Here is a 16,803-nt window from a genome sequence, read left to right on the forward strand (position 1 = left end):
GCACCAAATAAAAATTCAAGGGCAAAAGTTAAAACAAAAATGAAAGCACAGAATTTGAGTATTAGTAGTAGTTCTGTACAGACGAAATGGGCAAGTGGAGGAAAGCGAAATTGACAAGCTCCAGATCTTGTTTGGTGGGAGGTGTAATTTCTTTTTTTTAAAGAGATTGTTTTATCCGGAGCAATATCTACTGGTAAGGGATAAGTAGGTTACAATATAATTTCCAGCGAGGTTGAGGACTATCGTTTTTGAAGTGGGGGGATAACAATAACCTTGTTCCAAACAACCTTGATAATTTATCCGAAGATAAGGTGTTGAGGGGCTTGATTTAATTATTGGAATAGGGATTTTTAATAGCCCCGAATAAACGGGCAGTTTTCCAAGCCCTGGATAATCTTTTAGTAGCGTTTGCTTCCGGCCAGAGTGGTTGTCCTAGGTGGTCTTCGGTCGATTTGAGTGAATCAAAAGAGATGTGATTGCGGTAAATATAGAATCCCGGTTTTATCTGCCAAATGCTAATGATGGTTTGGTAATCTTTGGCTGTAGCACTGAATTGAAACGCCTCATCAACAGAGAGAGGTTGTTCAGGCATTTCAGCATTTATTGAATAGAAAATAAAAATAATCCTAAAGCGAATAAAAAACCTCTCATTTCCCATATTCTAACATACTCCCCGATAAGCGCTAACTAAGCTGTCCCCTTGGGGAAGCCATCGGCTTCAGAATCCTTATCCCACAAAATAGCGCCTCTGAGGTGTTGGGTATGGATGAATTGGCAGAGGGACTTCAATTCGTCCCAGGGATTCATACCCCACAAACTGCTTCGCAATGGGACTATACTATATAAAGTAAGAAGCAATAATTTTATTGCCTTGTGTAATATGTTATGGTTCTGATAACCCCTCACCACTTTGTAAAATGGCGTTGATATATTTGTAAGGTAACATACCGTCTTGATTATTGCGATAACGGGCCGGAAAATGACTAGGACCCGACCCACCCAAGCTTGATTAAAGCCGGCATAGGAAGAAGTCCCCCTTTCTACCCCTTAAGAAGCCGCCGAGACCATAGCTCGCAATTCCGATTTGGAGTTTATTTGCAGCAGGCACTCCGTAATCCAATACTTGTTGAGCAATCTCTTCTAAGCCGTAATTAATACTATAGGAGTGGCTGAGAAAATTGGGTTGTTGGAGCATCATCACATACGATAGCGTTCCAGGATTGCTGGTGTGATCCCAAGGACCGTGTAAATCGTAGGTTATTAGCGAAATTGCATTTACGTACGGAGCAATTGTTTTAAACCAACCAACCCGGAACGGATTTATTAATGTATTGGAGATAATCTTTATTTGGGGTAATGGTTACAGAAATATTTAAGAATAACGCCTAGGCGTTCCCGAGTTGCTTTAATTAAATTAAATAACTGATTATAGTCCGGTTAAGGTTGAGGCATCGGGTTTTTTATGAACCATCAGGGTTAATTGGGTGGTTTGAAATCATAATCAACGCCATTGACAGCTTTTTATTTGATTTAACTAATTTTGCAGCGATGCTAAAAAATGCCTCTTGGTTGGCAAAAATAGTTTGAAAGGTATCGGTAGAAACCGAATTATTTTGAATGGTATTAGCGCCACCAATGGAAATAATTTTTTTTGTGTTAGATCGATCCTACAGCTAAATTTATAAAAGCGCCGAAATTATTCATTTGCCCGACGTCTTTATCGTTGTAATTTAACAAAGCTAAATGACAACTACCTGTCGAACAGTCTTGTTGAACAGCAGTTTAGGATCTTGTCGATGATTGCGAACAAAATCTTTGCTAGGTGGCATATTCAGGGATAGTCCTGCTGTCAGATTAGCCAATAAATCGTCGAAATGTAAATGTCGGACTGAGCTCGAAGGGACACCATATTTTTGGCTTGTTGCAGAATTTAAATCCCACACTTGCAATGCAAAAATGCATAGCCGATAACATCAGATTTCTCCACTTTATCTAACATATCAAGATTAGAATTTTTTTGTTGACTGCCATACTGGCTGGGATAAGAATTATCAAAGGGGATAAGCCGCATGCTGACCATCCGGAGGAGAATATCCGGACCACTCTGTCATATAAGTCATTAAGTTAGAAAAATTTTTTAATGATGAGGATAAAAAAATAAGGGGAAAAAGGAAATCTTTATCCAACTTTTCATGCCTATTTCTCCTGTTTGTTTTTTTATCTGAGCATATTTCAGTGACAATAGGAAATTACAAAATTAGACAAGGAATTTATAATAATTTCAAAAGATTAGAAAGAATTCTCTAAAATGGATTACGCACCTGCGGCGCTAATCCACCCTACGTAGTCGATAAAATTTGACGTAATACGAATGGTAAAATACCACCGTGGTGGTAATAAGCCAATTCATTTTCGGTGTCGATTCGACAATGCAGAGAAATTTTTTCAATAATTCCGCTTTTGCGCTTGATCGTCATGATAACACACCTACTGGGACGTAAATTATTTTCTATTCCCGTAATGTCAATTACTTCGTTGCCTTCTAATTTTAAGCTTTTACGGTTAGCGCCATTTTTAAATTCGAGTGGTAAAACACCCATGCCGATTAAATTAGAACGATGGATGCGTTCAAAACTTTCCGCAATAACGGCTGTAACGCCTAACAATCGCGGACCCTTAGCAGCCCAATCACGAGAAGAGCCTGTGCCATACTCCTTCCCGGCAATTACTACCAGGGGAATATTTTCATCGCGGTATTTCATGGCCGCATCATAAATGGATAATTGCTCACCATCAGGAAAATGCTTGGTAAATCCACCCTCTACGTTCGCGTTCGATAGCATTTCGTTTCGAATTCGAATATTGGCAAAGGTGCTTCGCGTCATCACTTCATGATTTCCCCGCCGAGAACCGTAGGAATTAAAATCTTTAATTCCAATACCCTTTCCAATTAAATATTTACCGGCGGGACTATCTGGTTTAATAGCGCCTGCGGGAGAGATGTGATCTGTTGTTACGCTGTCGCCGAGAACCGCTAAAATACGTGCCCCTTTTATTTCTTTTAAAGGTTCGGGCTGGCTTTTCATATTTTCGAAAAATGGAGGTTTTTTTATATACGTAGAATCTCCTTGCCACTCAAAAGTACTGCCCGCAGACACAGCAATACGTTGCCATTCACCATGGCCTTTAAACACATCCGCATATTCTTTGTGGAACATTTCGTTGCGTACTTGCTGAACGGCTTTGGCAATTTCTGCATTCGACGGCCAGATGTCATGTAAATAAACAGGCTCGCTCTGAGCATTTATTCCTACCGGATCTTTAGTAAGATCAATTCGAGTGGTCCCAGCTAAGGCAAAAGCTACTACTAGCGGGGGCGAGGCTAACCAATTCGCTTTGACTAAAGGATGGATTCGGCCTTCAAAGTTACGATTGCCCGATAAAACAGCTGAAACAATTAAATCATTTTCTGTGATCGTTTTAGCGATCGTTTCGGGCAACGGCCCAGAGTTACCGATACAGGTGGTACAACCATAGCCTACTAGATAAAACCCAAGTTTTTCTAAGTAACTGATTAATCCTGTTTTTTGTAAATAATCTGTGACCACTTTGGATCCCGGGGCTAGTGACGATTTTACCCAAGGCTTTCTTTGTAAGCCTTTTTCCACAGCTTTTTTGGCCAGAAGGCCTGCAGCAAGCATTACGCTGGGATTTGAGGTGTTCGTGCAGCTGGTAATCGCTGCAATCATTACATCTCCATGGTGGAGATCCATATCATCGGTGCTCTTGAATGCTTGGTCTAATTCTTGATCTCGTTTGGCCATCGTAACAAAATTTTCGGTAGCTTTTTTTAAAGCAGATAGCTCAACACCATCTTGTGGCCGCTTGGGACCTGCTAGGCTCGGTTCGACCGTGGAAAGATCTAGGGAGAGCGTGTCGCTAAAAGAGGGTTCTGGCGTATTTTCGTTGTACCAGGTGCCTTGTGCTTTAGAATAGGCTTTCACCAGTTCAGTGACTTCAGGATCACGACCGGTCAATTCCATGTACTTAATAGTTTCCACATCGATGGGAAATAAACCGCAAGTAGCTCCATATTCCGGAGCCATATTGCCAATAGTTGCACGATCGGCGAGGGGGAGTTCGGCGAGACCCGGACCATAAAACTCCACAAATTTTCCCACCACCCCTTTGTGCCGCAACATTTGAGTTACCGTTAAAACAAGGTCAGTCGCAGTTACGCCTTCTCGTAATTTACCTGACAGACGAAAGCCGATCACTTCAGGAATTAACATAGAAATAGGTTGACCTAACACGGCCGCTTCTGCCTCTATACCTCCCACGCCCCATCCGAGAACTCCCAGGCCGTTGATCATAGTAGTATGACTGTCCGTCCCTACCACGGTGTCCGGGTAGGCAAACAGTTTATCGCCCATGGGGCTGGACCATACTCCCCGCCCTAAATATTCCAAATTCACTTGATGGCAGATACCGGTTCCGGGGGGGACTAATTGGAAATGGCGGAATGATTGTTGTCCCCATTTTAAAAATGTATACCGCTCATAATTTCGTTTCATTTCTATATGCACATTATTGAGGAAAGCTTTTTCATTCCCGAATTCATCCACTTGGAGCGAATGATCAATGATAAGATCCACGGGACAGTGGGGATTAATTTTAGCTAGATCACCTTTCATGGCTGCCATAGCATCGCGCATGGCGGCTAAGTCCACAAAGGCAGGAACGCCAGTAAAGTCTTGCATCAATACTCTAGCGGGCCGATAGGTAATTTCTTGGTCGGAGTCCTTTTCTCGCAGCCAATGCGCGAAAGCTTCGATGTGGTTATGGGTAACTGTTTGGCCGTCTTCATAACGTAATTGATTTTCTAGAAGAATTTTTAGTGAATACGGTAAGGAATGAATATTTGAAAGCCCTGCTTCTTCTGCTGCTAAGAGACTATGGTAGTGATAAGTTTTGCCATTAACGGTCAGTGTGCGTAATGTTTTAAATGAATCTAGCAAAATAACCTCGCCACAGAAATCGAATTCGCGCTGAGCTTATCATAATCTTTCCCTTCACCCCAACCCTCCGTTTCTGGAGCTTGTCAATTTCGCTTTCCTCCACTTGCCCATTTCGTCTGTACAGAACTACTACTAATACTCAAATTCTGTGCTTTCATTTTTGTTTTAACTTTTGCCCTTGAATTTTTATTTGGTGCCCCTATATGGTTTAGTGATTGTGGCTCACACTTAATGAGCTCATTAAAGCGAAAAAATTAGTTTAAATATGGAGAGAAAGCATGAATATACGTCCATTACATGATCGAGTGGTGGTCCATCGCCTTGAAGAAAAAGAACGCACTTCAGCAGGTGGCATCGTCATTCCAGACTCTGCCGCTGAAAAACCTTCTGAAGGAAAAATTGTCGCGGTTGGGCCCGGCAAATTTGAGAAGGGTGAGGTTCGCGCTTTGAATGTCAAAGTGGGCGATCGTATTTTGTTTGGCAAATACGCTGGCACCGAAGTCAAAGTTGGTGGCAAGGAATATGTCGTCATGCGAGAAGATGACATTATGGGTGTAATTGAAGAATAACCGACAGTGGAAATAAAGAGGTAGAAGAAAAATGACTGCAAAAGTTTTAAAGTTTTCTCATGAAGCATTACACGCAATGAGCCGTGGTGTGGATGTTTTAGCAAACGCCGTGAAGGTAACTTTGGGCCCTAAAGGTCGCAACGTTGTATTAGATAAATCATTTGGTGCTCCAACCATTACTAAAGATGGTGTGAGTGTTGCTAAAGAAATTGAGTTAAAAGATAAATTCGAAAATATGGGTGCCCAAATGGTTAAAGAAGTGGCTTCCCGCACTTCGGACGATGCTGGTGACGGCACGACAACTGCTACTGTATTAGCGCAAGCTATTTTGGTAGAGGGCATCAAGGCCGTTATAGCCGGTATGAATCCGATGGATTTGAAACGCGGTATTGACAAAGCAGTAGCCGCTTCTGTTGCAGAATTGAAACAAATTTCTAAACCCTGCGAAGATAAAACTGCCATTGCTCAAGTGGGAACCATTTCAGCTAACTCAGATGAATCTATTGGTCAAATTATTGCTGATGCAATGGAAAAGGTAGGTAAAGAAGGCGTTATTACTGTAGAAGATGGCTCTGGGTTGGAAAATGAGTTGGAAGTAGTGGAAGGGATGCAGTTCGATCGTGGTTACCTGTCACCTTACTTCATCAACAATCAACAAAACATGAGCGTAGAACTTGAAAATCCATTCATTTTATTAGTGGACAAGAAGATTTCTAATATTCGTGAATTAATTTCGTTATTGGAAAACGTTGCAAAATCCGGTCGACCACTTTTAGTAGTGGCAGAAGATGTTGAAGGCGAAGCTTTAGCAACTTTAGTAGTAAATAACATCCGTGGGGTTGTGAAAGTAGCTGCTGTTAAGGCTCCAGGTTTTGGTGATCGTCGCAAAGCGATGCTGCAAGATATTGCTGTTTTGACTGGTGCTAAAGTAATTTCTGAAGAAGTTGGATTATCACTGGAATCAGCAACTCTGGATGATTTAGGTTCCGCTAAACGTGTAGTGGTCACTAAAGAAGACACCACTATTATTGATGGCGCGGGCGATACTGGCGACATTAAAGACCGCGTCAAACAAATCCGAGCAGAAATAGAAGCAAGCACTTCCGATTATGATAAAGAGAAATTGCAAGAACGTCTGGCTAAATTAGCTGGTGGTGTTGCAGTCATTAAGGTGGGTGCTGCGACGGAAGTTGAAATGAAGGAGAAAAAAGCGCGTGTGGAAGATGCTCTTCATGCAACTCGTGCTGCTGTGGAAGAAGGGGTAGTACCTGGCGGTGGTGTGGCATTGATCCGCGTTATAAGGGCTTTGGACAATATCAACGTGGACAATGAAGATCAACGCACGGGTGTTGAAATTGCCCGTCGCGCTATGGCTTATCCACTTTCTCAAATTGTAAAAAATGCAGGAGAACAAGCTGCCGTTATCGCCGATAAGGTATTGAATTATAAAGATGTAAATTATGGTTACAATGCTGCTAAAGGCGAATATGGGAACATGATTGAGATGGGTATTCTCGATCCCACCAAGGTTACCCGCACGGCCTTGCAAAATGCAGCTTCCATTGCGGGGCTTATGATTACTACGGAATGCATGGTGACTGAAGCTCCAAAAGAGAAAGAGGAACCCATGGTTGGTGGTGATATGGGAGGAATGGGCGGTATGGGTGGTATGGGCGGTGTCATGTAATTGCCCTCAAGCTTTTATCGCTAAAAAAACCCTGCTTTAAGCAGGGTTTTTTTTATCCTTAATTAAATCTCTGATTGCTTGGCATCCCTAGTCTTATCCAATATAATCTCTGCCATATGCTCCGACGCACGCCGCTCTACGAAGAACATTCTCAGGCAAAGGCTCACTTTGTTGATTTTGCTGGTTGGGAAATGCCTCTCCATTATGGATCACAAATTGATGAGCATCACCGAGTGCGGCAGCATCTTGGTATTTTTGATGTTTCCCACATGGGTATTGTTGATATAAAAGGCGAAAATGCTACGTCTTTTTTGCGCTTTTTATTAGCTAATGATATTGCGAAACTTAAGGAGCCCTGTCGTGCGCTCTATAGCTGTATATTGAACGACACTGGAGGAGTGATCGATGATCTTATTGTTTATTATTTATCCCACTCTCATTATCGACTTGTAATTAATGCGGCAACTCGAGAAAAAGATGTGGCTTGGATGAAAAAGCAAAGCCGATCTTATCAAGTGAGTGTTAACGAGCAGCCTAAAATGTGTATTATTGCCATTCAAGGCCCTGAGGTATTTTCCGTCGCTCAAAAGGTTTTTGATGAAGCGATCAATGTAAAATTAACGCAGCTCAAGCCTTTTCAATTTATTTTGTCAGATGATTTATTGATAGCTCGTACCGGATACACCGGGGAAGATGGGCTCGAAATGATTCTTCCCGATGCACAAGCGCGCGAATTATGGCAAAGAGCGGTGCGTGGTGGAGTGAGACCTTGTGGGTTAGGAGCTCGAGATACCCTCCGTTTGGAAGCGGGGTTAAATTTATATGGCATCGACATGGATGAAACAACATCTCCCCTTTGTTCCAATCTCGGTTGGACGGTGTCTTGGGACGATCCCAACCGCAATTTTATCGGTCGTACCGCTTTAGAGAACCAATTAGACCGAGGCATTGAAGAACAGCTGATTGGATTAATCATGGAAGAGCCTGGTGTTTTTCGGAATCATCAAAAAATTTGGTTAAATAATCAGCAGAAAGGAGAAATTACCAGCGGTAGTTTTTCTCCTACCTTAAAACAGGCTATTGCCCTGGCTCGTATTCCTAATGAGGCGTTTGAGGCCGCTTCTATCGAACGGCGAGGTAAACAAATTCCGGTTAAGATAATCAAGCCGCCTTTTGTGCGTCGAGGTAAAAAAACCTTTTAAAGGAGATAAGAATGGCAGAATTTCCTGCGGAACTACGCTACAGCAAAAGTCATGAATGGGTAAGGAAGGAATCCGATGGTACTTTTACGGTGGGGGTTACGGATCATGCTCAGGAACAGCTGGGGGACCTTGTATTTGTTGAATTACCGGATGTCGATAGCCAAGTAGATGCTAGTGATGAAGTAGCTGTGGTGGAATCCGTAAAGACAGCAGCTGATGTTTACTCCCCTTTAACGGGTGAAGTGGTGGAAGTTAATGAAGCACTTCAAACGGACCCAGCCTTGGTAAATCGTGACCCTTACGGAGATGGTTGGCTTTATCGCATCAGACCTGATGACGAAAGTGAACTCGATGAGTTATTAAACGCTCCCGATTATGAAGCTTTAACACAGGAAGAATAATGCCTTTTATTCCCCATACACCTAACGATCAAAAGGAAATGTTAGCCCTTATAGGTGCTGATAACATTGAACGATTATTTGATGAGATTCCTTCTAATTTAATGCGTGCTGCACTAAAGCAGATTCCAGAAGGATTAAATGAAGCAGCTATTAGCCATCTCATGGAGGAACGTGAGCCTCAAAAATCACTATGTTTTATTGGTGCCGGTGCTTATGAACACCACATTCCGGCGGCCGTGTGGGAAATTACCACGCGAGGAGAATTTTACACGGCATATACGCCTTATCAGGCTGAAGCCAGTCAAGGAAGCCTGCAATTAATTTACGAATATCAAACCATGATGGCTGAATTGCTTGCCATAGACGTTTCTAATGCCTCTTTATACGATGGCGCCAGCGCCTTAGCTGAAGCAGCGTTGATGGCAGTCCGCCTCAAGCGAGGCAAAACACGCCGTATTTTAGTCCCAGCCACTGTCCACCCAGCTTATCGACAAGTCCTGGCATCAATTGTCCAACAGCAAAAAATTAGTGTCGAGGTTATTCCTTATGATCTTAAACAAGGAATAGTAGATTCCCAATGGCTAAGTACTGCGGATATGACAGATGTTACCGCTCTCATTATTCCACAGCCTAATTTTTTTGGCGCTTTAGAAGCTGTGGATACGTTAACAGATTGGGCTCATGGGCAGGATATTTTAGTTATTGCTAGCGTGAATCCCCTAGCAATGACCTTATTAAAACCTCCTGGACAGTGGGGACAACGAGGCGTGGACATCGTCTGTGGCGAAGGACAGCCTTTAGGGGTTCCTTTAGCTTCCGGCGGACCTTATTTTGGATTTATAGGTTGCAAGAAAGAATACTTACGGCAACTTCCAGGGAGAATCGTAGCAAGAACCGTTGATGGGGAGGGTCGTGAAGGATTTACTTTAACCCTGCAAGCCCGTGAACAACACATTCGCCGTTCTAAAGCCACCTCAAATATTTGTACTAATCAAGGGTTGGCGGTAACCGCAGCTACTATTTATTTAAGTTTACTAGGAGCAAAAGGTTTACGTGAAGTGGCATTAGCGTCCCACACAAAAGCGCGGGATTTGTTTCAGCGTTTATCGGCTCTCAAAGAAATTACGCCGATATTTACTCGACCTATTTTTCATGAATTCGTAGTTCGATTGAAAAAACCAGTAGAAAAAGTGATTAGCCAAATGGCTGAACGAGGGATTTTAGTCGGGTATTCTTTAAAAGAGGATTACCCTGAACTAGGGAATTGTCTGTTAATTTGTGTAACGGAAACGAAGACCAATGAAGATATAGCCTATTATGAGAAAGTTTTTCTTGAAATAATTCACTCAATAGACTTTTTGATTACGACAGAAAACGAGTAAAAAAAATGCTAATTTTTGAAAAATCGCAAGAAAATCGACGTGCAGGGTCGCAAAAAATTCAGGGAAAAATAGAAGCTCATGATATTCCATCAGATTTATTACGTTGGGATTTGCCGCATCTTCCTGAATTATCTGAACTTGAAGTAGTTCGACATTTCACCCAATTATCCACGGAAAATTTTTCAATTGATACGCATTTTTATCCGCTAGGTTCTTGCACAATGAAATACAACCCCCGAGCAGCTAATCGATTAGCTTCGCTCCCAGGTTATTTAAAACGCCATCCGTTAACACCTGAGCCACAAAGCCAGTCTTTTTTGCAATGTCTTTATGAATTGCAAATTATGTTGGCAGATATCACGGGAATGGAAAAAGTTTCGCTAACGTCTATGGCAGGTGCTCAAGGTGAATTTGCCGGCGTGGCAATGATAAAGGCGTATCATGAAAGTTCGGGTGATTATGAACGCACGGAAATGCTGGTACCTGAGGCTGCCCACGGCACCAATCCTGCTTCTGCCGCCATGTGCGGGTATAGTGTTAAAGAAGTGGCGACGACAACTGAAGGCGATATCGATCTTGAAAAATTGAAAAAAATGGTGGGGCCAAAAACGGCCGGTATTATGCTAACTAATCCTTCGACGTTGGGTGTATTTGAAAGGAAAATTATAGAAGTTTCGAAAATTATTCACGACGCTGGTGGCTTGCTTTATTACGATGGAGCGAATTTAAATGCGATTTTAGGAAAATATCGACCGGGTGATATGGGATTTGATGTAATGCATTTAAATTTGCATAAAACCTTTGCGACCCCGCACGGTGGAGGAGGTCCTGGTGCAGGTCCTGTAGCAGCTAGCAAAAGACTTGTAGAATTTTTACCAGTGCCAATGATTGGAAAAAATGATGAGGGATATTATTGGATCACACAAAAACACCGGACAAAAACGATTGGCCGATTATCGACTTTCATGGGTAATGCAGGTGTATTATTGCGAGCGTATATTTATTTGCGCATGTTAGGCAAGGAAGGAACTGTTAGGGTCGCTGAATTTTCTACTTTAAATGCTAATTATTTAATGAAACGTTTAGCGCAGTTAAGATTTACTTTAGCTTTCCCGAATCGGCGTGCTTCTCATGAATTTATTGTGACAGTGAAACCTTTAACTCGCCAATATGGGATAACTGCATTGGATATCGCTAAGCGATTTTTAGATTACGGATTTCATGCGCCAACGATTTATTTTCCTTTATTAATTCCTGAATGTTTGTTAATCGAGCCCACCGAAACAGAAAGTAAACAGACTTTAGATCGTTTTATAGAAGCCTTACAAAAAATTTTGGTTGAGATAAAAGATAATTCTGAAATAGTGCAGAACGCACCGCATCGTCAGCCCGTGGGGCGATTGGATGAAGTTAAAGCGGCTCGCGATTTAGATCTTCGTTGGTATCCTCCGACTCCTAAAACTCTGCTTCCAAACTCAGAAGTCACGACAACTAATTTTTTAGTTAAGGAACAAAAATAAAGTTCTTACAGTAAAATGAGCACATTAATTTTGCTTACGAGAGGTTATTTATGGCTTGTTGTGCTTGATTATGAAAGCTTTAGTTCTAAAAGAGGTAGAACGCTTTACCAGCGGGGCGTAACGGATTGGAGTGTTTCTTTGGCGAGCTTTTGTGTTTCGGTGTTAGAGTTAGTTTTTTGGGTGAAGATAACCCCTCCTGAGCCCATGTACTGGTATCATGAAGAAAAGCTATGCCTTGCCGCCACTCCACTCCAAAGATCGAGAAATTTTTCAAAAAAAGAGAAACAAAGAGAACTTTTGATTTTATTATTTATCCTGGAATTTATTACACCATAATTATCAATACCCCTACCCCTGACTAGCCTCTCACAAAATGTTCTCTAAACCATACACTAAATGATCCAAGTCCATTACTTTTCGACACGCTAGAAAAATGCCAGACATTGTGCATCTGCGGTCCGTTCCGTCATGGCGAATGGTCAGAATTTCGCCATTCCCGCCGAAAATTACGGATTGATGGGAGAATAAACCGGGAAGACGAATAGAATGGATAGGCACATTATTTTTTAATACTCCGCGAGCGGGGTTGGGAGGGGTTTCTTCTTTAGTTCCTTGAGAAGAAGCATCTACTTCCGCCATCATTTGAGCGGTTTTGATTGCAGTGCCTGAAGGAGCATCCACTTTATGAGGATGATGCATTTCAATAATTTCGGCATCTGGGAAATAGTGGGTAGCGTCCCTGGCGTATTTCATCATCAAGATGGCGCCTAAAGAAAAATTGGGAGCAATTATTCCACCCAATTTTTTTACTTGACATTGTTTCGCTAGAATACCGATCTGTTCTAAGGTTAATCCCGTAGTCCCAACTACGAGACGCGCACCCGCGTTGATAATTGTTTCCGTGTTAGTAAAAACTACGTGAGGGGTAGTGAAGTCGATGACCACGTCTGCTTCCGTCGCTTTAATAATTTCCGTTAAATTATCTTGTCGTCCCGTTCCTGCAACTAAATTAAGATCAGATTGGGCCGTAATGCTCTCTTTAACCACATGGCCCATTTTACCGTTAATTCCATTGACAATAACGTTGATCATTTAGATTGAAAATTTTTTTTTGCAAAGTCCCAATTGACTATATGCCAAAAATTATTGACATATTTGGGACGATCGTTGCGGTTATCAATGTAATAGGCATGTTCCCATATATCCCAGGTTAATAATGGTTTCTTACCCTCCGTCATGGGATTGCGAGCGTTTACTGTACTTAAGACTTCCAGTTTTCCATTTTTATCTTGGACCAACCACGCCCACCCGGAACCGAAATGATTATTAGCGGAATTGGTGAATTCTTCTTTAAACTTTTCTAATGACCCAAAATGTTCTTTTAGCGCCAAAGCAAGATCAGCGTTCGGGTCCCCACCACCCTTTGGGCTCATACAATGCCAATAAAAGGTATGATTCCAGCTTTGGGCTGCATTGTTGAAAATGCCCTCATCAGATTGCATGATAATTTCTTCAAGGGATTTTTTTTCGAGGGAAGTGCCTTTAATGAGTTTGTTCAATTTGTCCACATAAGCACGATGGTGTTTGCCATGATGGTATTCCAGGGTTTCTTGAGAAATATAGGGTTCGAGGGCGTTTAACTTATAAGGCAGATTCGGTAGTTCAAAGGCCATTTTGAGTTTCCTTCTGATTGATTTAGAAGTTCTCAGCGAAAAAACCTAAACTTAGTGATTTTCTACTCATTGGCCACCGTGTTAGTAGCCTAAAAGATCACTAAACTCAGGTGTTCACCAGGAACGGCTTATTAATATTTTTATTGCTTGACTTTCGCACGATACCACATTATAGCTACAATTTCTAGCGGCAGCCGTGCGGTTAGTGCGGTTAGTGCGGTTAGTGCGGTTAGTGCGGTTAGAATGAAAAATTTATTCTTCATATTATTTGACAAATAACCAATATAGCACTAAATTAGTACCAATTTGAATGTGGAGGTAGCATTATGGCAGTTTTAGTGGGTCGCGAAGCCCCTAATTTTATGGTCCCTGCAGTGTTGGCGAATGGCGATATTGTAGAAAACTTTAATTTAACTGAAGCCATCCAAAACAAATACGGACTGGTTTTCTTTTATCCTCTTGATTTTACATTCGTATGTCCTTCTGAGTTGATTGCTTTGGATCATGCGATTGATGAATTCCACAAACGCAATGTAGAGGTAGTGGCTGTTTCTATAGATTCACAGTTTGCCCATTATGCTTGGCGTAATGTTCCCGTAGAAAAAGGTGGGATTGGACCTGTCCGGTATACTTTAGCTGCGGACGTTTCACATAGCATTTGCGGTAGCTACGGAGTAGAACATTCCGAAGCCGGAGTTGCTTTACGTGGTGCTTTCTTAATTGATAAGCAAGGAATTGTCCGATCTCAAATTGTAAATGACTTATCGTTGGGTCGAAGCATTCCGGAAATCCTGCGCATAGTGGATGCCCTCCAATTTACCGAAGAAAATGGTAAAGTTTGTCCGGCAAACTGGAAAAAAGGTGATATTGGGATGCAGGCTTCTCCAGCAGGTGTTGCAAAATATTTGGCGGAAAATGCGAACAATTTATAAACATAATTAATTTTTTCCATTTTTTAAAGGGCGACAGTAATCTCGAGAATCTCGAACTAAAATAGATCCGCAAATATTACAATTTGCGAAGCGGGAACGTCCTTCAACTCCAGTGAAACGCAGAAAACCTCTAGCACATAGCGCAAATGTGGTCCTCGGAAATAGAAGCACATTAAACAGAACCCGTATCTGAAGCAGAGATTGTTACTTCGGAAGAAGTCCTTTAATCCTTACTCTCGTTCACTTCTTCTTTGGGCGATGATGGAGAAGGGGAAGAGTGTTGTTGCTCTTCACGCCGCCATCGTCGCCCAATTTTATTGACAATGTAACAAAATAATTCAGCTGCGCACTTGGCATCATAAATGGCAGAGTGCGCTTCATTTTTATCAAAGGGGATACGAGCCTCTCGTAGTGCTTTAGCGAGCACCGGTTTGCCAAATACGGTAGCTGCTAAAGTAGCCGTATCAAAACAGGTAAACGCGTGAAAGGGAGATTTTTTTATCTTGCAACGCTTCATGGCTGTCTGGATAAAAGATAAATCAAAATGGGCGTTGTGGCCGACGAGCACTGCTCGGCGACAGCCCTGAGTTACCACGGCTTTTTCTACAAACACGAATAATTCCTGCAATGCTTTTTTTTCTTCAATAGCAAAGCGAAAAGGGTGGTAAGGATCAATTCGCGTGATTTCTAACGACGCGGGGTCTAAAGCAGCGCCTTCGAAGGGCAGTACATGACAGGCAAATAATTCTCCAGGATGTAATTTTTTTTCTTGATTGATTTCAATTAAAACTACAGCTATTTCCAATATAGGATTTTTAAGAGGTTCCAATCCACCCGTTTCAATATCAATAACAACGGGAAGATAACCGCCAAATCGCTCTTTTAAAGGGTTTGGATGGGAGTGGTTTTCGATCATAGGTTTTAATTTACGAGTCGTCTTTACTGAGAAATCTGACTAAGTCGCCAGTTCAATGTTTCACCTGCTAACAAGGGTACCACAGTATCTGGACCAAAAGATAAGGATTGAGCAACTTGCCAAGGCTGTTTAACCAAAGTAATTTTTGTGGCATTAAATGGCAAACCGTAGAATTGTGCACCAAAACGACTGGAAAAGCCTTCTAATTTGTCTAACGCATTATGGCGATCAAATAATTCCGTATAAATTTCGATAGAGGCGGGGGCGTTGTAAATACCCGCAGCACCACAAGCTGATTCTTTTTTTGTTTGCGAATGCGGAGCACTGTCGGTGCCTAAAAAGAATTTAGGATTGCCGCTAATAGCTGCTTTAATAAGCGCAGCTTGATCCCGGCTCGTTTTTAAAAGTGGCAAACAATAATAATGAGGGTGAAGGCCGTCTTTTAGCAAATGATTTTGGGTAAGCCAAAGATGATGAGGGGTAATAGTTGCTGCGAGTGTTGACACGGCTGTCTCAGTAATAAAATCTACCCCTATTTTGGTAGAGATATGTTCCAAAACCATTCGCAGATTAGGAAAATGTTTTAATAAAGGAATTAGTTCTCGTTCAATAAAAACAGCTTCTCGGTCGAAAATTTCGACGGTTGGATCGATGACTTCTCCATGGATCAACAAAGGTAGATTGATTGATTGCAGCACCTCTAAAATGCGATAAATTTTCTGTAAGCTTTTTACACCTGCTTGGGAATGCGTAGTGGATCCTGCAAGATAAAGTTTACAAGCTACAATAAAGCTCGATTGTTTGGCAGCTTTAATTTCATTTGCTGATAAAGTATCGGTAAGATAAAGCGTCATTAAGGGAATGAATTTGGAATTAGCAGGGATGTGTTTTTTGATTCTTTCACAATATGCTTTAGCTTGTGCCACTGTCGTCACGGGCGGAACTAAATTCGGCATAACAATGGCTCGCCCAAACCTAAGAGCAATATCGGTAACTGTTCGTCCAAGATAGGAATGATCACGTAAATGGCAGTGCCAATCATCGGGTTGAATTATTGTAATCTCATTCATTTTCAATCGTGCCTAATTCAAATGTTAGCGAGAAACACTGCTAAAAATTGATTCTAGCAAAACGCATTTAACCCGTGTATATTTAAAAAACCCTTTCTCGAAAATCTCTCAGAAGGCCAGAAAAACTAAAAGGAGTTTGTGAGATTTTTGGCGAGGGTAAGCATATTTCTTACGGGTTTGTTGCTTACTTTTCCTATTGATGCTCAAAGAATCTCCAATGATGAAGAAATAAAACACAGACTTCAATAAATAAGTCACACACCGAGAAGAAGAGTTAGACCACGAAATAAATAATTTAAAAGTGGAATTGCATTACATTCAAAAGTCATAAAAGAATAATTCCTCTCCCACTATACGTGCTTTAGCCCGAGAAGAAAAAGTGAAATTAGGTTGCCACCTTATGGGTTATTTGGGATTGTTATTTTCGCGTGTT

Annotated in this window: 16 protein-coding genes; 8 read left to right on the plus strand and 8 right to left on the minus strand. The window is 41.7% G+C overall.

Annotation, left to right across the window (positions count from 1 at the left end; translation table 11 throughout):
- Positions 1 to 171: 171 nt before the first annotated feature.
- The 4 genes from CleRt_RS12925 to acnA all read right to left on the minus strand — a co-directional run bounded on the left by CleRt_RS12925 (position 172) and on the right by acnA (position 5,018).
- Positions 172 to 375, minus strand: coding sequence for a protein-disulfide reductase DsbD domain-containing protein (locus tag CleRt_RS12925; protein ID WP_082160393.1), 204 nt, complete (start codon positions 373 to 375; stop codon positions 172 to 174).
- Positions 329 to 592: a protein-disulfide reductase DsbD domain-containing protein gene (locus tag CleRt_RS12930; protein WP_306686742.1), complete on the minus strand. Its 264-nt coding sequence runs from the start codon at positions 590 to 592 to the stop codon at positions 329 to 331. Before CleRt_RS12930 ends, CleRt_RS12925 begins: the two co-directional genes overlap by 47 nt.
- Positions 593 to 1,930: 1,338 nt before the next feature.
- Positions 1,931 to 2,071 (minus strand): hypothetical protein, encoded by a 141-nt coding sequence (locus CleRt_RS09730; protein WP_157870772.1) that lies wholly within the window; start codon positions 2,069 to 2,071, stop codon positions 1,931 to 1,933.
- Positions 2,072 to 2,339: 268 nt separating this feature from the next.
- Entirely contained in the window at positions 2,340 to 5,018 is a 2,679-nt protein-coding gene (gene acnA / locus CleRt_RS01020) for an aconitate hydratase AcnA (RefSeq protein ID WP_048874863.1), read from the minus strand.
- Between the two features lie 278 nt (positions 5,019 to 5,296).
- Here acnA and CleRt_RS01025 point away from each other — a divergent pair, with 278 nt between their 5' ends.
- From CleRt_RS01025 to CleRt_RS01055, 7 genes are all read left to right on the plus strand, one after another.
- Positions 5,297 to 5,587, plus strand: a complete 291-nt coding sequence (locus tag CleRt_RS01025) for a co-chaperone GroES (protein WP_048874864.1) — start codon at positions 5,297 to 5,299, stop codon at positions 5,585 to 5,587.
- 31 nt (positions 5,588 to 5,618) lie between these two features.
- Positions 5,619 to 7,274, plus strand: coding sequence for a chaperonin GroEL (groL, locus tag CleRt_RS01030; RefSeq protein ID WP_048874865.1), 1,656 nt, complete (start codon positions 5,619 to 5,621; stop codon positions 7,272 to 7,274).
- 74 nt (positions 7,275 to 7,348) lie between these two features.
- Positions 7,349 to 8,476, plus strand: a complete 1,128-nt coding sequence (gcvT, locus tag CleRt_RS01035; protein ID WP_235379119.1) for a glycine cleavage system aminomethyltransferase GcvT — start codon at positions 7,349 to 7,351, stop codon at positions 8,474 to 8,476.
- A gap of 11 nt (positions 8,477 to 8,487) precedes the next feature.
- Complete coding sequence (gene gcvH, locus CleRt_RS01040) at positions 8,488 to 8,877, plus strand: glycine cleavage system protein GcvH (RefSeq protein WP_048874867.1); 390 nt, start codon at positions 8,488 to 8,490, stop codon at positions 8,875 to 8,877.
- Positions 8,877 to 10,259, plus strand: a complete 1,383-nt coding sequence (gene gcvPA, locus CleRt_RS01045; protein WP_048874868.1) for an aminomethyl-transferring glycine dehydrogenase subunit GcvPA — start codon at positions 8,877 to 8,879, stop codon at positions 10,257 to 10,259. Before gcvH ends, gcvPA begins: the two co-directional genes overlap by 1 nt.
- A gap of 5 nt (positions 10,260 to 10,264) precedes the next feature.
- The gene (gcvPB, locus tag CleRt_RS01050) at positions 10,265 to 11,779 is read left to right on the plus strand and encodes an aminomethyl-transferring glycine dehydrogenase subunit GcvPB (RefSeq protein ID WP_048874869.1); all 1,515 of its coding nucleotides are present in this window, start codon (positions 10,265 to 10,267) and stop codon (positions 11,777 to 11,779) included.
- Between the two features lie 60 nt (positions 11,780 to 11,839).
- The gene (locus tag CleRt_RS01055) at positions 11,840 to 12,115 is read left to right on the plus strand and encodes a hypothetical protein (RefSeq protein WP_162198804.1); all 276 of its coding nucleotides are present in this window, start codon (positions 11,840 to 11,842) and stop codon (positions 12,113 to 12,115) included.
- 30 nt (positions 12,116 to 12,145) lie between these two features.
- On the opposite strand, the gene dapB is transcribed toward CleRt_RS01055, so the two are convergent.
- Together dapB and CleRt_RS01065 are read right to left on the minus strand one after the other, a co-directional pair.
- Positions 12,146 to 12,871 carry a 4-hydroxy-tetrahydrodipicolinate reductase gene (gene dapB / locus CleRt_RS01060; protein WP_048874871.1) on the minus strand — a complete coding sequence of 242 codons (726 nt, stop codon included), beginning with the start codon at positions 12,869 to 12,871 and terminating at the stop codon, positions 12,146 to 12,148.
- Entirely contained in the window at positions 12,868 to 13,452 is a 585-nt protein-coding gene (locus tag CleRt_RS01065; RefSeq protein ID WP_048874872.1) for a superoxide dismutase, read from the minus strand. The genes dapB and CleRt_RS01065 overlap by 4 nt, the downstream gene beginning before the upstream one ends.
- Before the next feature lie 326 nt (positions 13,453 to 13,778).
- On the opposite strand from CleRt_RS01065, the gene CleRt_RS01070 reads away from it, so the two are divergent.
- Positions 13,779 to 14,384, plus strand: coding sequence for a peroxiredoxin (locus CleRt_RS01070; protein WP_048874873.1), 606 nt, complete (start codon positions 13,779 to 13,781; stop codon positions 14,382 to 14,384).
- A gap of 223 nt (positions 14,385 to 14,607) precedes the next feature.
- Here CleRt_RS01070 and CleRt_RS01075 read toward each other — a convergent pair whose 3' ends face one another.
- Together CleRt_RS01075 and pyrC are read right to left on the minus strand one after the other, a co-directional pair.
- Positions 14,608 to 15,300: an exonuclease domain-containing protein gene (locus CleRt_RS01075; protein ID WP_048874874.1), complete on the minus strand. Its 693-nt coding sequence runs from the start codon at positions 15,298 to 15,300 to the stop codon at positions 14,608 to 14,610.
- Positions 15,301 to 15,323: 23 nt separating this feature from the next.
- A complete protein-coding gene (gene pyrC, locus CleRt_RS01080) occupies positions 15,324 to 16,370 on the minus strand; it encodes a dihydroorotase (protein WP_048874875.1) in 1,047 nt (348 codons plus the stop codon).
- Positions 16,371 to 16,803 lie beyond the last annotated feature (433 nt).

This window comes from Candidatus Coxiella mudrowiae (assembly GCA_001077715.1).
Lineage (GTDB): Bacteria > Pseudomonadota > Gammaproteobacteria > Coxiellales > Coxiellaceae > Coxiella > Coxiella mudrowiae.